13 protein-coding genes and 1 tRNA gene are annotated in these 17,672 nt (G+C 50.4%); 5 read left to right on the top strand and 9 right to left on the bottom strand.

Going from position 1 to position 17,672, the window contains the following annotated elements:
• The first annotated feature begins 20 nt into the window (after positions 1-20).
• The 4 genes from ycf46 to ACR6Z4_RS21695 all read left to right on the top strand — a co-directional run bounded on the left by ycf46 (position 21) and on the right by ACR6Z4_RS21695 (position 5,146).
• Positions 21-1,625, top strand: coding sequence for a stress-responsive protein Ycf46 (gene ycf46, locus ACR6Z4_RS21710; RefSeq protein ID WP_479719413.1), 1,605 nt, complete (start codon positions 21-23; stop codon positions 1,623-1,625).
• 161 nt (positions 1,626-1,786) lie between these two features.
• Positions 1,787-2,140, top strand: a complete 354-nt coding sequence (locus ACR6Z4_RS21705; RefSeq protein ID WP_479719412.1) for a DUF1257 domain-containing protein — start codon at positions 1,787-1,789, stop codon at positions 2,138-2,140.
• A 271-nt stretch (positions 2,141-2,411) separates the two neighbouring features.
• Positions 2,412-3,095 carry a Crp/Fnr family transcriptional regulator gene (locus tag ACR6Z4_RS21700; RefSeq protein ID WP_479719411.1) on the top strand — a complete coding sequence of 228 codons (684 nt, stop codon included), beginning with the start codon at positions 2,412-2,414 and terminating at the stop codon, positions 3,093-3,095.
• 266 nt (positions 3,096-3,361) lie between these two features.
• Complete coding sequence (locus ACR6Z4_RS21695; protein WP_479719410.1) at positions 3,362-5,146, top strand: M61 family metallopeptidase; 1,785 nt, start codon at positions 3,362-3,364, stop codon at positions 5,144-5,146.
• Here ACR6Z4_RS21695 and thiD read toward each other — a convergent pair.
• The 3 genes from thiD to ACR6Z4_RS21680 all read right to left on the bottom strand — a co-directional run bounded on the left by thiD (position 5,136) and on the right by ACR6Z4_RS21680 (position 10,795).
• The gene (gene thiD, locus ACR6Z4_RS21690) at positions 5,136-5,948 is read right to left on the bottom strand and encodes a bifunctional hydroxymethylpyrimidine kinase/phosphomethylpyrimidine kinase (protein ID WP_479719409.1); all 813 of its coding nucleotides are present in this window, start codon (positions 5,946-5,948) and stop codon (positions 5,136-5,138) included. The genes ACR6Z4_RS21695 and thiD overlap by 11 nt on opposite strands.
• A 41-nt stretch (positions 5,949-5,989) precedes the next feature.
• On the bottom strand, positions 5,990-8,695 hold the full coding sequence (locus ACR6Z4_RS21685; protein ID WP_479719408.1) for a phospholipid carrier-dependent glycosyltransferase: 2,706 nt from the start codon (positions 8,693-8,695) through the stop codon (positions 5,990-5,992).
• 282 nt (positions 8,696-8,977) lie between these two features.
• Positions 8,978-10,795, bottom strand: a complete 1,818-nt coding sequence (locus tag ACR6Z4_RS21680) for a glycosyltransferase family 39 protein (RefSeq protein ID WP_479719407.1) — start codon at positions 10,793-10,795, stop codon at positions 8,978-8,980.
• Between the two features lie 285 nt (positions 10,796-11,080).
• On the opposite strand from ACR6Z4_RS21680, the gene ACR6Z4_RS21675 reads away from it, so the two are divergent.
• On the top strand, positions 11,081-11,329 hold the full coding sequence (locus ACR6Z4_RS21675) for a hypothetical protein (protein ID WP_479719406.1): 249 nt from the start codon (positions 11,081-11,083) through the stop codon (positions 11,327-11,329).
• 257 nt (positions 11,330-11,586) lie between these two features.
• On the opposite strand, the gene ACR6Z4_RS21670 is transcribed toward ACR6Z4_RS21675, so the two are convergent.
• The 6 genes from ACR6Z4_RS21670 to ACR6Z4_RS21645 form a co-directional block, all read right to left on the bottom strand.
• Complete coding sequence (locus ACR6Z4_RS21670) at positions 11,587-13,347, bottom strand: caspase, EACC1-associated type (RefSeq protein ID WP_479719405.1); 1,761 nt, start codon at positions 13,345-13,347, stop codon at positions 11,587-11,589.
• 432 nt (positions 13,348-13,779) lie between these two features.
• The gene (locus tag ACR6Z4_RS21665; protein ID WP_479719404.1) at positions 13,780-15,000 is read right to left on the bottom strand and encodes an aminotransferase class V-fold PLP-dependent enzyme; all 1,221 of its coding nucleotides are present in this window, start codon (positions 14,998-15,000) and stop codon (positions 13,780-13,782) included.
• Between the two features lie 175 nt (positions 15,001-15,175).
• Positions 15,176-15,247 (bottom strand) — tRNA-Asn (locus ACR6Z4_RS21660).
• Between the two features lie 107 nt (positions 15,248-15,354).
• Entirely contained in the window at positions 15,355-15,909 is a 555-nt protein-coding gene (locus tag ACR6Z4_RS21655; RefSeq protein WP_479719403.1) for an NYN domain-containing protein, read from the bottom strand.
• Positions 15,910-16,092: 183 nt separating this feature from the next.
• Positions 16,093-16,767, bottom strand: coding sequence for an energy-coupling factor ABC transporter ATP-binding protein (locus ACR6Z4_RS21650; RefSeq protein WP_479719402.1), 675 nt, complete (start codon positions 16,765-16,767; stop codon positions 16,093-16,095).
• 200 nt (positions 16,768-16,967) lie between these two features.
• Positions 16,968-17,237, bottom strand: coding sequence for a UPF0367 protein family (locus tag ACR6Z4_RS21645; protein WP_479719401.1), 270 nt, complete (start codon positions 17,235-17,237; stop codon positions 16,968-16,970).
• Between the last annotated feature and the right edge of the window lie 435 nt (positions 17,238-17,672).

Raw genomic sequence — 17,672 nt, 5'->3', positions numbered from 1 at the left:
TCTCTAGTAGGTCGATGGTTATGAAAGAAGAGCTAAATATTCTTGTTCAAGCTCAATATCCTCTGATCTACCTCGTTACTTCCGAGGAAGAGCGGACTGAGCAGGCGATCGCAACCATTGCTCAAATGAAGCCCCAACGCCGGTTTTTCGTTTGGACAGTGACCCACGGCATCGTTGAATATGGGCAACCCCGAAACGTAACTCAGCACAATACGGTTTCACCCGAAGCTGCCATTGAATGGGTGATTCGCCAACGCGAACCTGGTATCTTTGTTTTCAAAGATTTGCACCCATTTATCGACTCTCCGGCGGTTACTCGCTGGCTTAGAGATGCGATCGCCAGCTTCAAAGACACGCAGAAGACTATCGTCTTGATGTCGCCGCTTCAGACGGTTCCGATCGAGTTAGAAAAAGAAGTCGCTGTCGTCGATTATCCTCTGCCAGATATGGCAGAGCTCAACCAGGTTCTTTCGCAGCAACTCGATCAAGTCCGAGTTCCTCGCCCTCGAATTACCACCGAGACGCGTGAAAAGTTGTTAAAAGCAGCTTTAGGGTTAACCCGAGACGAAGCAGAGCGGGTCTATCGCAAGGCAACTGTTACGGCTGGTAAGCTAACTGAATCCGAAGTTGAAGTTGTTCTTTCTGAGAAAAAGCAACTGATCCGTCGCAACGGTATTCTGGAATATCTTGAAGAAGATGGCAAGCTAGATGATGTCGGGGGTTCCGACGATTTGAAGCGGTGGCTGGAACAGCGAGCCACATCCTTCACCGAGAGAGCCAGGGAATATGGTTTGCCACAGCCGAAAGGCGTACTACTACTGGGTGTTCCAGGATGTGGTAAATCGTCAGTTGCCAAAGCAACGGCAAGTTTGTGGGGCTTACCCCTACTCCGGTTAGATTTGGGTCGAGTTTATGATGGCTCGATGGTCGGTAGATCGGAAGCAAATCTCCGCAATGCCCTAAAAACGGCTGAATCCGTTTCCCCAGCTATTTTGTTTATCGATGAGCTAGAGAAAGCGTTTGCCGGTAGTGCAGGATCAGCGGACTCGGATGGAGGAACATCCAGCCGCATCTTTGGTACCTTTCTGACCTGGATGCAGGAAAAGAAATCCCCCGTTTTCGTGATGGCAACCGCCAACCGAGTCGATCGCTTACCGGGAGAATTCCTCAGAAAAGGTCGATTTGATGAGATCTTCTTTGTTGATCTACCCACCGTTGAAGAGCGCGGTGAGATCTTTAAAATTCATCTATCCAAGCGTCGTCGGGACATTGCCCGCTTTGATCTGGAGCAGTTAGCCAAAATGTCGGAACGGGAAGAGGTAATCTCCTTCCACAATCCGAATACAGGGCATGTCGAACAGCGAAAAGTAATTTGTGGTTTTTCTGGAGCGGAAATAGAACAGTCTGTGATTGCTGCTATGTATGAAGCATTTGCCCAGGATCGGGAATTTACCCAACTGGATATTATTGCGGCGATCAAGTCAACGCTACCGCTTTCGAAGACAATGGCGGAACAGGTCATAGCTCTAAGGGAATGGGCTAAGCAGCGAGCGCGACCTTCAACACTCTCTGTCGCAGAGGAAAGTGCCCGAGAAGAGGAATACAAGCGGCAAGAGTGGCTATAACAGGCTTTCTCTCCTGCTCCCAACAGGAGGAAAGGTTAGCTAGAAATTAGCTAACAATTTCAAAAGTTGTAACTAATTGTCTCCCAAGGCATCGGTTGCAGTTCGATTCGTAACTTAAAACGTTGTTGTTCTCTCAAACTCTCTACAGGAGGAAACCCGAAATGTCTCATTTCAGCACTCTGCGTACCAAGATCACCGACGCTGAAATCCTGAAATCCTCTTTGCGGGATCTGGGTATCGCTGTTAAGACTGAAGCTGATGTTCGTGGCTACAATGGTCAGCGTGTTCGTGCTGACATCGTAGCAATGCTCGAAGGCGAGTATGACTTAGGTTGGTCTCGCAACGCTGATGGTTCTTTTGACCTCATCGCTGACCTCTGGGGTGTTGCTAAAAAGCACAATCAGACCGAGCTAATTAACTCGATCAACCAAAAGTACGCTGTTAACAAGACGTTGGCTGAAGTTAAGCGTCCTGGTCTGCAAAATGCCAACGTTAAGTTGGTTTTGCAAAAGTAGTCCTTTTAAGCGTTCCCAAATAACCGGGTTAATCCGCTAGGGTTAACCCGTTTTTTGGCTTTTTGGGATCATGTCCGTGCCCCGTGTGTCATAAAGGGATTGCTAAAAATCTTAGGAAATTTGAGTTTTACTGACGTTTCTGGGTACGATAGTTGAGATATAGAGCAATTTGCTTTACTTCTTATGGTCGGTTTTCACCTGAAGATCTCCCCCATCAGAGAATCCATAAGTTCCGGTAGAGCGTGTCAATTCCTATCTCGTGCACCCTTCCATGCAGACCGCAGTTTTTAGTGAGCTCTTTCCCCTGTTTCATTCAGCCAGTCCTGAGACATTAGACTGGCTGCTCTCGATCGCTGTTGAACATGAATATCCGGCAGACCGTGCTGTCTTAATGGAAGATGCCTGGGGCAACGCAGTTTACTTTGTAGAGTCTGGTTGGGTTAAGGTTCGACGCCATGCCGGCGAAGAAGTCGTAACACTTGCCATTTTGGGGCAAGGAGATTTTTTTGGTGAAATGGCAATTTTGGATGAGTCCCCCCGTTCTACAGATGTGGTTGCGTTGTCTGGGGTAAAGTTGTTGAGTATTTCTGCTCAACGGTTTATCCAAACCCTCTTCAAAGACCCACAGTTACATCATCGGATGTTGCAACTGATGGTTCGACGATTGCGTCAAACTAATTTTCGGTTTCAATTGCGGCATCAACCACCCGCCATTAAGTTGGCAAATACTCTGGTTGGTCTGGGGGAAACCTATGGACAAGTCTCTGTTAATGGCATAGAAATTTTCAACATCCCGTTAAAAGATCTAGCAGATGTCACGGATATCACCGTTGATGAAGCCAGCAAGATTATGGAAAAGCTAGAAAGTAAGGGTTGGATTAAAACTGACTCCAGTAAACAGGTCATTGATCTGGTGAATATGAAGCAACTGGCTCATCTAGCAGGCAAAATCTAGGGAATGTTGGTTAAGTAAAAGAATGAGTAAATGGGTGGGGCTTTTTGAGAAAGTCCCACCCGTTTTATTATTTTTGGCGTTGCTGGTGTGATGGCGGTGTGCAAGTTCTTAAGTACAGAAATGGTGTTGTGGGGCGCGGAGCGCCCCACAACACCGTACTGAGTCAACCTGCACAGCGCTATATTCATGCGCGCGGAGTCTGAATAGCAAAGATTCCCAGAGATAGGTTATTGTGTGGGAAGTTTTTCACACTGATTCCCCACAAGATGCATACTTTTCAAGTGTCACCTACGACTTCCTCTCGAACAGATTTGAGTATTGAGTATCGGGTTGAAATGCCTTGTCCTGAGTCTCACTTGTTTGAAGTCACGTTGCAGGTGGGCGGATGGCAAGCAGATGTGTTGGACTTAAAAATGCCGGTCTGGACACCAGGATCTTACTTGGTGCGCGAGTATTCCCGGCAGTTGCAAAATTTTCAGGTATTGGCAAAGCAACCGCTGGCATGGGCGAAAGTTAGCAAAAATCACTGGCAGATTGAAACGTCAGGAGTGTCTGAGGTGACGGTGTCCTATCAGATATTTGCGAATGAACTGACGGTTCGCACAAATCATCTGGATAGTTCTCATGGCTATTTTAATCCGGCGGCTCTTTGCTTTTATATTCCTGGCTTTGAGCATTGTCCGATGGTGATTAGCGTGTCACCTGCTCAGCCTGGTTGGCAGGTGACGACGGCGTTACCGGCGGTTCCGGATCGGGTCAATACGTTTGTTGCTGAAACCTTTGATGTGTTGGTGGATAGCCCTTTTGAAGTGGGAGTGCATCAGATTCATGTGTTTGAAGTGTTGAGCAAGCCGCATCAGTTTGCGATCTGGGGGGAAGGGAATCTGGACGTAGAGCCGATGATCGCAGACACCTGCAAAATTATTCAGGTAGAAGCCGATTTATTTGGCGGATTACCCTACGATCGCTATTTATTCCTGTTGCATCTGTCTTCGCAAGGATTTGGTGGACTGGAGCATAAGAATTCTTGTACGTTGAACTATGCAAGGTTTGGGTTTCGCACTCCTGAAAAATATCAGCGCTTTATGCAACTGGTGGCGCATGAGTTTTTCCACCTCTGGAATGTGAAGCGGATCCGCCCAAAGGCATTAGAACAGTTTGACTATGATGCTGAAAACTATACGCCGTCTCTATGGTTTAGCGAAGGGACAACCAGTTACTACGACTTGATCGTTCCGTTGCGAGCCGGTGTGTACAATGCCAAAACATTTTTGCGAGAGTTGAGTAAGGAAATTACTCGATTTTTGACGACACCGGGACGACGGGTGCAACCTCTGAGTGAGTCTAGTTTTGATGCCTGGATTAAGCTTTATCGACGAGATGCGAACAGTGATAATTCGCAAATGTCGTATTACCTCAAAGGGGCAATGGTGTCGTTGTTGCTGGATCTATTAATTCGGGCGCAGCATGACAGTCGGCGATCGCTGGATGATGTTATGCGGCAGATGTGGCAACAGTTTGGGCAACCTGAAGTTGGCTTTACCCCTGAAGAATTAGAGGCAGTCATCCAATCGATTGCTGAGGTAGATTTAACGGACTTTTTTAAGCGATATTTGCATACCACTGAGGAATTGCCCTTCAATCATTATCTCAAGCCATTTGGGTTGCAATTGCGTCCAGAAGATACCAGCGATCGCCCACCGTTTATGGGAATGACGGTGAAAACAGAACAGGGGCGCGAGGTAATTAAATTTGTGGAAGCCGACTCTCCGGCGCAGCGGGCAGGGGTAGATGCTGGGGATGAGCTGTTGGCGATCGATGGTCTGCGAGTGACGGCTGAACAATTGGGCGATCGCCTGAAAGACTATGCGGTTGGAGATACCCTTCAGCTCACCTACTTCCATCAGGACGAACTCAGAACCTGTGCGATCGCGTTAATTGAGCCTCGCCCCAGTCGCTACGATCTGGTTGTTGTCCAACAACCGACCCCTGCACAAGACCAACAGTTCAAAGCCTGGTTGGGGGTGAGCTTAACGGACATTAACGGATGAGTGGAAAGAAGTGTCCGACGGGACCCTGCCCTTTGCCAATGCGAAGGGAATGGTGCAAGGCGGCTGTGACATAGTGTTTGCCATGATGAACCGCTTCAACCAGGGGATATCCGATGGCAAGGTTTGCGGCGATCGCAGCTGAGAGCGTGCATCCGGTGCCGTGGGTGTCGTGGGTGGTAACCTGGTCTGTTTTGAGCGTGTCCAGGCGATCGCCATCAAAAAATACGTCTACACCTCGCAACTCACCAACCATGCCTCCTCCTTTCACCAGTACTGCCTGAGTGCCTAACTGAAAGATGCGCTGAGCTGCCGTTTGCATATCCTCTAACGTCGTAATCTCTAAACCGCTGAGGATCTGGGCTTCGTACCGATTGGGGGTGAGTAATGTTGCCAGGGGAATAAGGTTGGTTCTGAGGGTGGCGATCGCCTCATCATCGATCAATTGTGCGCCGGTACGAGAGACCATGACCGGATCGACAACCAGATGCGCTACTGGCACGTCTGTTAATTGCTGGGCAACGGCAGCAATAATCTCCTGGTTGAGCAGCATTCCGGTTTTGGCAGCCTGGACGCCGATATCATCCACTACTGCCGTGATTTGGGCGATCACGGCGGCAGCTGGCAGTGCATCCACCCGAGTTACTCCCAGCGTATTTTGTGCTGTGATGCAGGTGAGGGCGCTGGTGCCGTGGACTTTGTGAAAGGCGAAGGTGCGTAAATCGGCTTGAATTCCTGCGCCGCCGCCGCTGTCTGACCCGGCAATGGTCAATGCCACGGGAATTATGCGATCGGAAGGGGTCATGGTTAACGTGTCCTCAAGGGTTATGGCAATTAAGTAGATGGTCAGGACAGTGGGGGTGTGAGGGCTGCGCCCCCAGCCAGGGGTTCCACCCCTGCACCCCGTTCAACCAGCCTCTCGGCTGCTATAGATGGTGAGGGATGGGTTTGCGAATTCATCTGCTGGCTGGCTCGTGCCGATCGCCCATACTGCCATGCTTGCCAGAGATTGCCCTGCATCAGATAGGCAGCGGCACTGAGTGCCTGAATTTCGGGGGAGTCAGGTTGCAACAATCGAGCGGTTTTCAGGGCTACCTGCGCGGCACCCGGTCGAAAAACATATAGATTCACAGCGGCTAGATAGGCGTAGGCATAGGGATTTTGGGGATCGAGCCGGACAACCTGTTCGAGACTGGCGATCGCTGCTTTGGCTCGACGTTGCAATGCCTGAGCCAGGGTTAGGGCATAGGCATAGTCCAACCGATTGGGGTCTTGCTGAAGTCGATAGCTTAACGTCTGCTCTGCCTGGATGATATAGCTCTGAACAGGATCGTAGATATTGAAGCGTCCGATTGGCTCAAAAATATCTTCCAGTGCTGGCGTCCCCTCTCGCAGGGTCAGTGCTAGATGGCGCAATTGCGAGACGCGATCTACGTCGGGTGCTGCCACCGGAGGGGCTGTAGGGGTCAGGGTCAGTTTAGTGTCAGGAAGGGCGATCGCATAGGTTTCGCCTGTCGATGGATTCAGGTACGTTGCCTGAAGCGTATAGATGCCGGGTGGGGCATTGGCTGGCGGCAACATGGCAGTTCGTTCAATCACCCGAAATGCCTGGGTAGGATCGACGGATGCAGCCGCTTTGATGGTCTGACTATTGGCTTGAATGGCACCAGGATGCAGCTCACCCAGACCAATGGCGTGGTCGTGAATCCAGGAGGTTGGGGTAGGATTGGGCAGAGCTGGGTCGGCTTGAGATTGCCAGGTGAGTAACACCAGACCGTCATGCAGATCTTGCCACGACCCTGCCCATTCGTACGTGACTGGAATCGGTGCCGTGGCAGGAACCTGGGCGGGAACAGACACTTTGACCAATCGAATGGTGGATAGATCCCTTGAGTTGGGCGTGTTGAGGGGTTGGACGGTAACGGACGGCTGTTTGCGGCGAAATAAATAGAGGCGATCGCCGTCTGGAAAATCCCAGGTTTTTTGTCGTTGAAATGCCACGCTTTGTTCGACCCGTTCTAAAAACTTAGCCCGTTGGCGACGAACGTTGCCACTTTCGCCTGCCAATTTGCCGGGGTTGACAACGAACCAAGAAAGCGATCGCAAGTCTTGATCTAAAAAGCGATCGGAATTGCCCAGCCGACGGGCGTAGACCTGAAAATTTTCACGGTTGCCGTAGTAGTTAAAGGTATTTTCATTTAACGTTGCCGTTGCGTGTAACACCGCTAACGTATGCCGTTGATAGGGTTGGGTGCGGATAATTTCTTGAATCACCTCCGGATGGGGGTAGTCTGCACCGAGATAGGGATAGCGCGCTGCTTGGGGACTGAGTGCCTGAGTCAGGGCGTTACCCACCATCCCACCCACCGGAAAGAGATTGAGCAGCATCAACACGAACGCTAACCCTACCGTTGCCCAGGACACGCCCCGCCAGCGACCCTGCCAGCGGCTCAAGCCATAGCCCAACACGACGGAAAAGACCGCCAGTAGCGGCATGACATAGCGATGATCTTTATTGAAAATGGCAGACAGGATCAGATACGCACTGACCAAAAAGATCGCCAGCCAGCGGAAGGCGATCGCTGGGTTACCAGAGGTCGAGTAGCCGGAGAAGGACGCCAAAGGGCGATCGCGAAACGTGCTAAATCGACCACTCCAGGTCAGCAGCAACCCCACCAACGGCACGATTAACAAAGGCACCGTCAACGCTCTAGGCAGGTCATTCCAGTAATAAGTCCAGGCAGCCAGGGTATTGGTCGGCGGATCGCCTTCCGACATTGCCGGATCAACATTGGCATTCAGCCAGACACTGATTTGAAAAATCCAGTTGGTGGTAAACCAGGGAGCCAGCATGGTCAAACAAATCAACAGGCTAAACCCCAGTTGGGCTAAGCGTCCCCAGTCTCGTTGCCAGAGGGCCGTGCCACTCACCCACAGCAATGGGATCAACAGGAAAAATAGGGCAGATTGTTTGGTAAACAGGGCACCGCCCAGGCACACCCCAAAGCTCAATGCCCAGAGCCATTGCCGCAGCGGAGATTTAGCATCTCGCCAAACCGTCAGACAAAAGAAACTGGCAGCGACTAACGCGGTTAAGGGATAGTCGATCAGATAGTGCACCTGCACCCGATAAAAGCGGGGAAACAGCACACATAATGCCGCAGACCATAATCCCGCCTGGGCATGAAACAAATGCTTGCCCAATCCGTAAATGGAACCCAGTAGAATTGCGCTAAACAGCAGATTGACTGCCGTTGCCTGGACAATGCCCCGACCCAAGAGTTCGATAAAAGGCGCGGTTGAGATATAAACCAGGGGTGGATATTTGGACGACAGCCGCCAAAGTTCTGTCCACCATTCTCCTGAAAACCAGTGGGCATTGTGCAGCGTCCACCAATAATTCAGCGACCCCGTCAGATGGTTTGCCAGATCCCAGGATGGGACGGAGCGATCGAGCATCAGCCAGGTCAAATTAATCGTGGCTCCCACCAGCCAGATCAAACTCAGGAGGGTGAAGTTGCCCAATCCTTTACGCTGCGTTTTCAATCTCATACCCTTGCCCACTGATCTCCATCTGGTATCTGGCGTAGAGCCACACAATGCATTGACTTCAATCCCCGTTCCTTAGGATCACAAATTAATTAAAACCCGGACGTTTATGGTTCTACGCAATCTAGTTAGGACATCGGGGGGGTGGGGGCGGTGCCCCCACGCAGGGGTTCCACCCCTGCACCCCGTCCTAACCCTAATGCGTACCGCTATATTTTTGGAAGCGCGGCTCTGCCGCGCTTCCAAAAATAAATCTTCCGTTTTATTAAATCCACGATTCTTAGTCTAGGACTTGAGGGGAAAACACCGATAGCGTTGATAGCGATAGCCATCGATGCCATCCAGTTGCGATCGCGGCACACAATTGACTTCTCGCAGGGGCGATCGCGGTTTTACGGCTTCCAGCAAGTCTGGAAAATTTAATAGCCACAGATCTAATGGACGCGGTTGGTTGCGCAAAACATCCTGCAAGATTTGCAGCGAAGCATGAGACGCAGAATGTTCCTGGGCAAGCAGAAATTGGGGATCGGTGGCGACTCTCCCATGGCGATGTAAATCCCAGGCAACCCCCATCAGCCGCCCCGTTTGCCCGTGGGTGTAATGGGGAATGGCGATCAGGATCGGTGTGCTGGGGCTGTCAGCGGCATCTTCGCGAATCTCGGCAGCCACGATTTCAGGACGGTTGGGTTTCTTGTATGCCAGGTCAAGCGAAACAGTCAATCCGCCTAAAAAACTGAAGAAAAGAATCAGGATCACCGTTCGTTGACCGCTCCCTGATACCCATCGCCAGCCCCGTCGCCACAATTCCCCCCGTTTGAAGGGGGGCGAGGGGGGATCAAACCCGTCACTCTGCTGATTCAGTAAAGACAGTTGAGTCCTCTCCCAGGCAGGTGCCAGGGCGATCGCCAGCAACACGACTACGGCTGGAAAGTAGACAAAGTTATACCGAAAGGCACTGGGTAAATTCATCCCCAATCCATACGTCATGCCCAGAAAAATGGCGATCGCTGCGGTGACAAAGCTTGCCAGAATTTGTATCGAGAAGCGGTGATCCGATTGGGTTGCCTGAATTTGCCAGCCGCGAATCAGCTTCGGCAACGTCCACAGCAGCAGCCCGACTAAAATGGTGCCGGAGATACGTTTGATGATTTCCTCAGGTGCTTGAATGGGCGCAAGATAGAGCATCGTGATCAATCCGGCGATCGATTGGGCAATGGAATCGATAAATGCTGACCCAAATCCCTGCCGATATAGCCATTCTGTCAGGTCACTATTCTGTACAGTGCTGAGAAAGGGCAACCAGACGGCTCCACCCACCGCCGTTCCGGCGATCGCCAATCCCAACCGGGACGACCCCAGAATAAACCCGCCCATTTGCTTCTGGACACTCAAAATCAAGCCCAAACCTACTAACACCAGCCCTTCTGCTGCCAGCGTCAAAATGAAAAAGTAATGGGTGGCAATTCCTAAACTATTGACCACAATCCAGACGCCCACCCACAAAAACGGCAGAGGCTGGCGATCGCGCACCTTTCTCGCAGCGACCAGTAAACATGCCAGAGATGCCATCACCCAGATAATCGGCAAGGTATAGTGACGGGCTTCATGCGCCAGATAAATGCTAAACGGCGACACTGCCATGATCACGGCGGCTAAGTGTCCTACCACAGGCGATCGCATGGCTAACCAACCCAGACCATAGGCAGCTGGAATGCTGAGCACCCCAAATAAAGCGGCTAGCGATCGCACGGCAAACACGGAGACATAGCCATCTACAGCCGGAAAAAAGTTGAGCCAAAGATGGGTCAAGACAAAGTACAGCGGCGGATGATTGCTCTCGCTCAACAAATGCTGCACCACTGCACCCACGCTGGTTGGGGGATTTACCTGCAACGGTGCTAACAATTGCGCCGATGGGATCACCTGATCAAGCGGGATCGGTTGAAACGAATGCCCCAGGCTAAAGACGATCGTAGAAAACTCATCTGTCCATAAGGGCTTTGTCGTCAATCCAACCAGCCGCAATCCTACTCCGATCGCCATCCAGACCAGCAGTAACCCAATATTCCTCCAGGGGCGATCGCCAAAAACCTTCAATGTCAACCAATCTCCGCATGAGCGTTCGTAAAAGATTATGGCGCTCCTGCGATCGGCTGGCAATCGTCTGATCCGTAAACGCGACGAGTAGAATTTAAAAAATGCCGCAGATCCTAGCCAGAGGAGCGATCGGGTATGACGCTAGCCAATGAACGAAAAATCTGGACGGATGAAGAGTTTATGGCATTTTCAGAAGAGTAGGTTGCATGACAGAAGAGGCGATCGCGCCATTTAGTCTGAAGATGCATTTGAGAAAGGAATCCAGCAAGCTCGTAGACGACTGGGGAAATAATGATGCAAATTAGCGATCGCCCAATCCCAATTACCAATACGACTCTGCGGCATTTGATTCATGAGTTAGGGGAAGAATGTCGCAATATCACAACCCTGATCAATCAACTTCAACTGCCTCACCTCACCCCTGAACAACAAGCAGAAATTTTGGCAGAGTTTTTGGCAGCAACAATTTATCTGCATACTCACTGTGGTGACGAGTTTCAGTCGTTGATTGCAGATGAGATGGAAACTATCCCAGATTAAAGGTCAATTGGATGTGGACAAGAAATCTCAGCAGAAAAGCCCAGGACAAATGAATTTGTGGGAGGAATGGCAGCTTCCGCTGCATCGCATTCAAGATGTCGCGAAAAAATTGTTGGCAAACTGTTTGAATCTTGACATCGTGGCACCCAGATTTTCGGATACCACTTAGCCTCGGTGCCAGGTAACAGATTCTCGAAATACCTGATTTCCCGTAGGTCGAGGGTCTGAAATAAAACTTTTTTATCGGAGTGAAATCCTTACCTGTTACACTCTACAAGTCTGGATGCGAGAGAAGAAAACCACCGCCACCCCAGCCCCCCAAAAACCCCCCCCACACACAACCAAACCAATGGGAAAATCCCTTGGGCAGAGGGAAGAGAGGAGTTTAGCTTGTTATACTCCAACCAGCTGCCATCCTTACGCCAGCCGACGCGATCGCAAAACTTATACCAGATTTCGTCACCAGGGTATTTGCCGTCAAGTTTAGCACCACATTCCACATAGATTTGTTTTTGTACGCTAAACCCAAATCTGCCCTGGCTATATTTCACCCAGAGGCGATCGATCGTTGTTAGATCCACACAGGGAAAATTCAACAGATCAGCGTTCTCGACCTTAGCCCATGATCCTTTCCCGATCGCTTTTAGCATTTGGGTTGCGGTTTCCCGATCGGCTTCTTTCCATTGTCCTGCCTTCAGCAGATCTCGCAATTTGCCATAATCAATCCCCTTTTCCGATGCCAGATCATCCGCCAATTCCGGGGCTTGTAGGGGCGCGGCATTCGGTTTAGATTTCTGGGAGGTGGGTGATAAGTCTTCTGCCGAATGCTGCGCCCTTACAGAAGGTAGATTAGATGACGAATGATGCGCCCGTACAGGCGATCGATTTTGATCCGTATCTTGCACCTGCACAGGCGATCGGTTGTCCTTCGACTCTCGTGCCTTGGCAGAAACATACACCTCATCCCAGATTGGCTGTACGTTTTCATCCAGCAACCCCAAGACTTGTTGCAATTGCTTTAAGCGTTTGTGTTCTCGTTCTCCTAAGGGATTTTTGTGGTTCAGGGCGCGGGTCAACACCTGGCGATAGCGATCGAGTTTTGCCTGCCGTTGCCGAATCGGTTCTAGGATTTCTGCTTCGATCGCGTATGCCTCTGCATCACTTAGCCCTAGCTTGTGTTGCCATTCTTCTAAAACCGGACGGCTGAAGATTTCGTCAATATCATCACCATCTTCCTGAACGATCGCCTCAACTTCTTTGCGATATTTCACCCTCGGATCGCCCAGGGGTGCGTTGGCAATCCGAATTCGGTAGCCTTCGTCTTTGAGGACGATGATTTTGGGTGTCATTGCGGGCGATTCTTCCTGCACCTTACGGCTGGCATACTGGTGCAGTTCTTGTACCGTAATTGCGCCGTCATTATCGATGTCGGCGGCTCCGGTGCGGATGCCTTCCAGCAGATAATGGGTGTAGATAGACAGTTCACCGTCTCGTCGCTCAAAGGAATATTGGATAGAACTGGAGGAGGTCATCACTACCCGTCCTTCTGCGCCCAATAATCCCCCTAGATCAATGCCGCCGTCGTCTTTGGCAAGCAGGTCGCCAAATGCGCCGCTAAAACAACAGTCGAGAATAATAATTTGCCGTTTGGCTTTGCTGTCGCGGATGCAGTCACGCACAAAGTTTGCCGGAACCGCTGTGGAACGCACCAGTTCTTCTTTTTGTTTGCGGGTATTGCAGGCAGCAAAGTAAAGCTCTGATCGATCATCTTTGATGCCATGCCCGGAGAGATAAAGCAATGCCAGGTCGTCTTTGCGCCGTTCTCGAAACCAGGTTTCGATCGTTTCACTCAGCTTGGTGTGTTGTGGGTTGATTAACGTGGTGACGTGATCAAACCCACCCATCGTGGGATCGTGCAATACGGCAGCAACTGCCTCAACATCTTTGGGAGCCGCTGGCAGCGGGTTAAAGCCTTTGGTATATTCGCCTGTGCCCACTACTAGCGCAACTCTTGCCATCTGTCTCTGAGCAGATTCATTTTCACTACTCTAACGGATTTATTTCTTGTCCCCCAATCTCGTCGTTTAACGGGTCATTGAGTCAGAAGGAAGTCTTTTCTTGGGGGCTTGCCCCCAAACCCCCACTGGGGGACGAGGCGCTTCCCCCAGACCCCCTCCGAAGCTGATATCGGTAAGAATCACATGACCAGGGTCGAGATTCTCAGCATTTTGGGAAATGTCGGGGATCTAGGGAACTGTAAAGAAATAATACCGATTTAAACAGACTCCACGGCACACCAATCTAGTGTAGGGGCGCATCGCGATGCGCCCCTACGGTATCTGATGCGATTGCTAATTAAATTGGTATAACATGAGCTGGGCTGTTAGCTGTTGGCTAATAGCTAATAGCTAACAGCCAGCCAAAACCATGAAACTATTTTTCAACAAGCCCTAGGGAAGTATCTCAATCAGGGCATTGGCTAGGGCTTCGTAATCCGCAGGGCTGTTGTACAGTTGGGCAGAAATCCGTATAAGTCGCTGAGGGGAGGGTTGCCAGGGGATGATCGGCACCTGGATGTGATAGCGATCGCTCAATTCCTGATACAGCGACTCTACATTGCCATCGGGTAAGGGTAAGGTTGCCATTGAGCCAATCATCTGGGGTGGGCAGGGTGGGTCTATCTTCAGGGCTTCGCAGAGGATTTTTTGCCCCAATACTGCTTTTTCGTGGTTCCATTGCATCAATCCTGACCAATCTCCCGGCACTAACCCACCCATAAACCGGATGGCTTCTGGCACGCTCAAATATGCACTGGGGTCGCCTGTCCCCATCCAGTCAAATTCCAACTGAAAGCGGGAGCGATCGCACCGAGGAGAATTGGCTCCGTGGCTGATCACGGTGGGGCGAATGTCGGCTTGCCGATCGGGGTGGACATACAAAAAACCGGCTCCTTTGGGCGCGCATAACCACTTATGGCAGTTGCCGGTGTAGTAGGTGACGCCCAGTGTTGTTAGATGGAGGGGAATCATACCGGGAGCGTGGGCACCATCGATCAACAGGTCAATGCCTTGTGCTTGCAGCGCTTGGGCAATCGGTTCAATTGGAAAAATCAGGGCAGTTTGGCTACTGATGTGATCCAATAGCACCAGTCGCGTTCGGGCGGAGACGTTGGCTAAGATGGCGTCCACCAGTTGGTCAGCGGATTGCACGGGAAAGGGTATATCTGCCACCACCACTGTTGCTCCGGCTCGCTCGGCAACAAAATTCAAGACATTGCGTGAGGCATTGTATTCGTGGTTGGTGGTCAGTAATTCATCGCCGGGATAAAAGGTCAGCGATCGCAATACGGCATTGACGCCACTTGTGGCATTGGGGACAAATACAAGATTCGCGGCGTCTGCCCCGACAAAATCGGCTAGGTCTTGCCGTGCCTGGTCAAGCAACACTTCATAGTCCTGGGCAAAAAATCGCACGGGCTCCTGCTCCAGTCGATCACGTAGCGATCGCTGGTGGGCTAACACGGGTATCGGACACGCCCCAAACGATCCGTGATTGAGAAAAATCACCGTCGGGTCAAGGGACCAGAGCGATCGCCAATGGGCATCAGACCTGTTAGCCTCGTTCGCAATGTTATCAATCGGCGGAGTGCTGTAGCGTTCGGGATTAACCATGCGGATGAGCTAAAGAAAGGGATGAAGTGAGCGATCGCCTAGCCATCTACCAAAACCACTGAGGCTAAAAAATAAGAATGGGTGACGCGATCGCGTCACCCATCCTACTTACCCTATCTGCAAGCCATGAGTTAGAACCTTAAAAAGGCTCTCTCAAAACTCGACGTCATTAAAACTCCCCAGGCGGGATTCGAACCTGCGACCAATCGGTTAACAGCCGACCGCTCTACCACTGAGCTACTGAGGAACGCGAATCTAATAGTATCTAGAATTAGGACACTTTGGCAAGCCCCGATCCATCTTTTTTTTGAATTTCTTTAAAGCTGGCTGGCTGGCTATGGCGATCGCACCGATTTAATCGGCACTTTGACCCAATCGCAACTGTGCCAAACGCTGACGGGAAGCGGGATCGAGCGAATGTGACAAAAACCGACTGGGCGATCGTCCTTTCGGGTTTTGCTGCGATCGAATGCGATGGGTCATCAACTCGACATCTGCCTGCAACCGTTGTGCCGACATCCACTCGGCACCATACCCTGTTACGGTCAATTGCTGTGCCCGGTCAGACGTTGCCACAATCAGCCGATGGCTAAATTTCCGGACATCGTGACGAAATTTGGCACATGCCTGTTCGATATAAGAATCGGCAGTTTGTAAAAAATCGGTATAGCAAATCGCCAGATGGGGCGTGATGGTTTCGCGGCTACCGGGATTGCCTTGATACTGGGCGTCAAAAATTACATTGGTTTCGTATCCCTGAAACGAACTATACCCCGCCAATGCCTCAGTTAATTCTCTCCGTGCTTCTTCTAACCCCGTGCGATCGCGTGTCCGCTTCAAGCCTGCCCAGGCTCCAATGATGTTGTAGCCATCAACCAGCAGAATCGCTTGTGGAGTAGAGCGTGGCATGGTTTAAATCTTTCAAGAGACGTTTAGAGAGATGTGTTTCATATTTTTAATATTCTTATATGATGCCCCGTTGATTGAGTTGTGTAAACCAACACTCTTTTCTGAAGATTATTTATAAGTAAAACTGAAGGGTTTATCTGTGGGTGCGTGGCAACGCCGCGCACCCAAGATTTATAGAGTAGATCAGGACTCTGGTTTCACCTGCATCAGCCGTTGCTTCAAGCGTTGAGGATCGCCCTGATCGACCACTCGACCGTTTTCTAACAAAAATGCACCATCGCAATAATCCAATTCATCCAGTCGATGGGTTACCCAAAGCGCAGTTAACTGCCGCTCCTTGACCAGGCGTTGCACCTGCTCGACTAAATCAAGCTGGCTATCGGGGTCTAACAACGCAGTGGGTTCATCCAACAGCAATACTTCACAATGACGGGCGATCGCCCCAGCAATGGCAATGCGTTGCTTTTGTCCGCCACTGAGGGCATAGATCGGTCGTCGCTGTAAATGCCAGAGATTGACGGCAGCCAGTGCTTCTTCTACCCGTTGCCGAACCTGGGGAATGGATAACTTTTCTTCGACCAACCCAAAGGCAACATCGGCGGCAACCGTTGGCATCACCAGTTGATGATCAGGATTTTGAAACACATAGCCAACCGTGGGCAAAATCCCGATCGTGCCCGATTGGGGATGGAGTAAGCCCGATAGCAATTTGAGTAAAGTTGACTTGCCACTGCCATTGGTACCCAACAGCATCCAAAATTCGCCCTTGGGAATCTCTAACGAACACTGATCTAATACAGGCGTTGTATTCGACCAGCCAAAACATAGGTCATGGATGGCGATCGCCAACTCGCTCATAAAATTGCTGCTGTTAAAAAATGGATATGTCGTATTTCGGATCGCCTATGAGAGGCACACCCCAAAGGAGTGCGCTTCCCAGAACCCGCTGATCTTACGACTGATTTAGGACGGCTATAGATTCAGAGGACTGAGGGACTGATGTTGGATGGAACTGGCTTTGCCAGTTCTATCCAACATCAGGTTTGAGAACGACCCAATTATTCGCTTAGCGCAAAGAAACCGGGCACTCTCCCCGAACTGGTTCCACTTCCCGATTTCTCTGCTACTTGAACTCCCGACAGTTCACTTACCATCACCGCAATCTTTTTGCCAACCTGTTGCTCACACGTAAGTTCAAGCAAAGCAGGGCTACCCGATCGAATTGCATCCATCACCTGCTGATAAACCGCATCCGCACCCTCCTGCGTTTTACGCTGTACCGACAACATTGAAGGTGTATTTTTTAGAGCCAGGTCAATAATGTACATACTTTCTCTAGAAATCGATCTCAGTCATTCACTCTTCAAGTATCTCAAATTAAAGCCAGTTCGACGAAAGCACCCCATGTAAACCCGATCTATTTTGTCAAGGCGTGGTTTTTACGGAGAACGCTGCCTACGGCACCCAATTTTTTGCCAGATCCCATCCTGCAAAGCGAATAGTTACGAAAAACCTGCTGTTTTTGCAACGTTTCTGAAACATTATCTGGATTAAGACATGGAATCGGGATGGAAAAACCAGAATTCTATCGATATAATGATGAGACAGTAAAGAAAAGTAACATCTGCTCATAAAACTTGGCATTTTCTGCTCATAGAGTATGAAAGCCTAGATTGAGAGCAATGGACTAAATCCTGATCAATAGTTCTGTTGATAATCAATTACTCGGAGACTCTGCTATGACCATAGCAATGGGTCGCGCC

This window comes from Calyptranema fuscum S582 (assembly GCF_055793305.1).
This window is presented reverse-complemented; position numbering and strand designations above follow the sequence as displayed.

What these genes read in the sequence shown, in the direction of transcription:
- ycf46 (WP_479719413.1), top strand. Translation starts at nt 21, where the DNA reads ATGAAAGAAGAGCTAAATATTCTTGTTCAAGCTCAATATCCTCTGATC.
- ACR6Z4_RS21705 (WP_479719412.1), top strand. Translation starts at nt 1,787, where the DNA reads ATGTCTCATTTCAGCACTCTGCGTACCAAGATCACCGACGCTGAAATC.
- ACR6Z4_RS21700 (WP_479719411.1), top strand. Translation starts at nt 2,412, where the DNA reads ATGCAGACCGCAGTTTTTAGTGAGCTCTTTCCCCTGTTTCATTCAGCC.
- ACR6Z4_RS21695 (WP_479719410.1), top strand. Translation starts at nt 3,362, where the DNA reads ATGCATACTTTTCAAGTGTCACCTACGACTTCCTCTCGAACAGATTTG.
- thiD (WP_479719409.1), bottom strand. Translation starts at nt 5,948, where the DNA reads ATGACCCCTTCCGATCGCATAATTCCCGTGGCATTGACCATTGCCGGG.
- ACR6Z4_RS21685 (WP_479719408.1), bottom strand. Translation starts at nt 8,695, where the DNA reads ATGAGATTGAAAACGCAGCGTAAAGGATTGGGCAACTTCACCCTCCTG.
- ACR6Z4_RS21675 (WP_479719406.1), top strand. Translation starts at nt 11,081, where the DNA reads ATGATGCAAATTAGCGATCGCCCAATCCCAATTACCAATACGACTCTG.
- ACR6Z4_RS21670 (WP_479719405.1), bottom strand. Translation starts at nt 13,347, where the DNA reads ATGGCAAGAGTTGCGCTAGTAGTGGGCACAGGCGAATATACCAAAGGC.
- ACR6Z4_RS21665 (WP_479719404.1), bottom strand. Translation starts at nt 15,000, where the DNA reads ATGGTTAATCCCGAACGCTACAGCACTCCGCCGATTGATAACATTGCG.
- ACR6Z4_RS21655 (WP_479719403.1), bottom strand. Translation starts at nt 15,909, where the DNA reads ATGCCACGCTCTACTCCACAAGCGATTCTGCTGGTTGATGGCTACAAC.
- ACR6Z4_RS21650 (WP_479719402.1), bottom strand. Translation starts at nt 16,767, where the DNA reads ATGAGCGAGTTGGCGATCGCCATCCATGACCTATGTTTTGGCTGGTCG.
- ACR6Z4_RS21645 (WP_479719401.1), bottom strand. Translation starts at nt 17,237, where the DNA reads ATGTACATTATTGACCTGGCTCTAAAAAATACACCTTCAATGTTGTCG.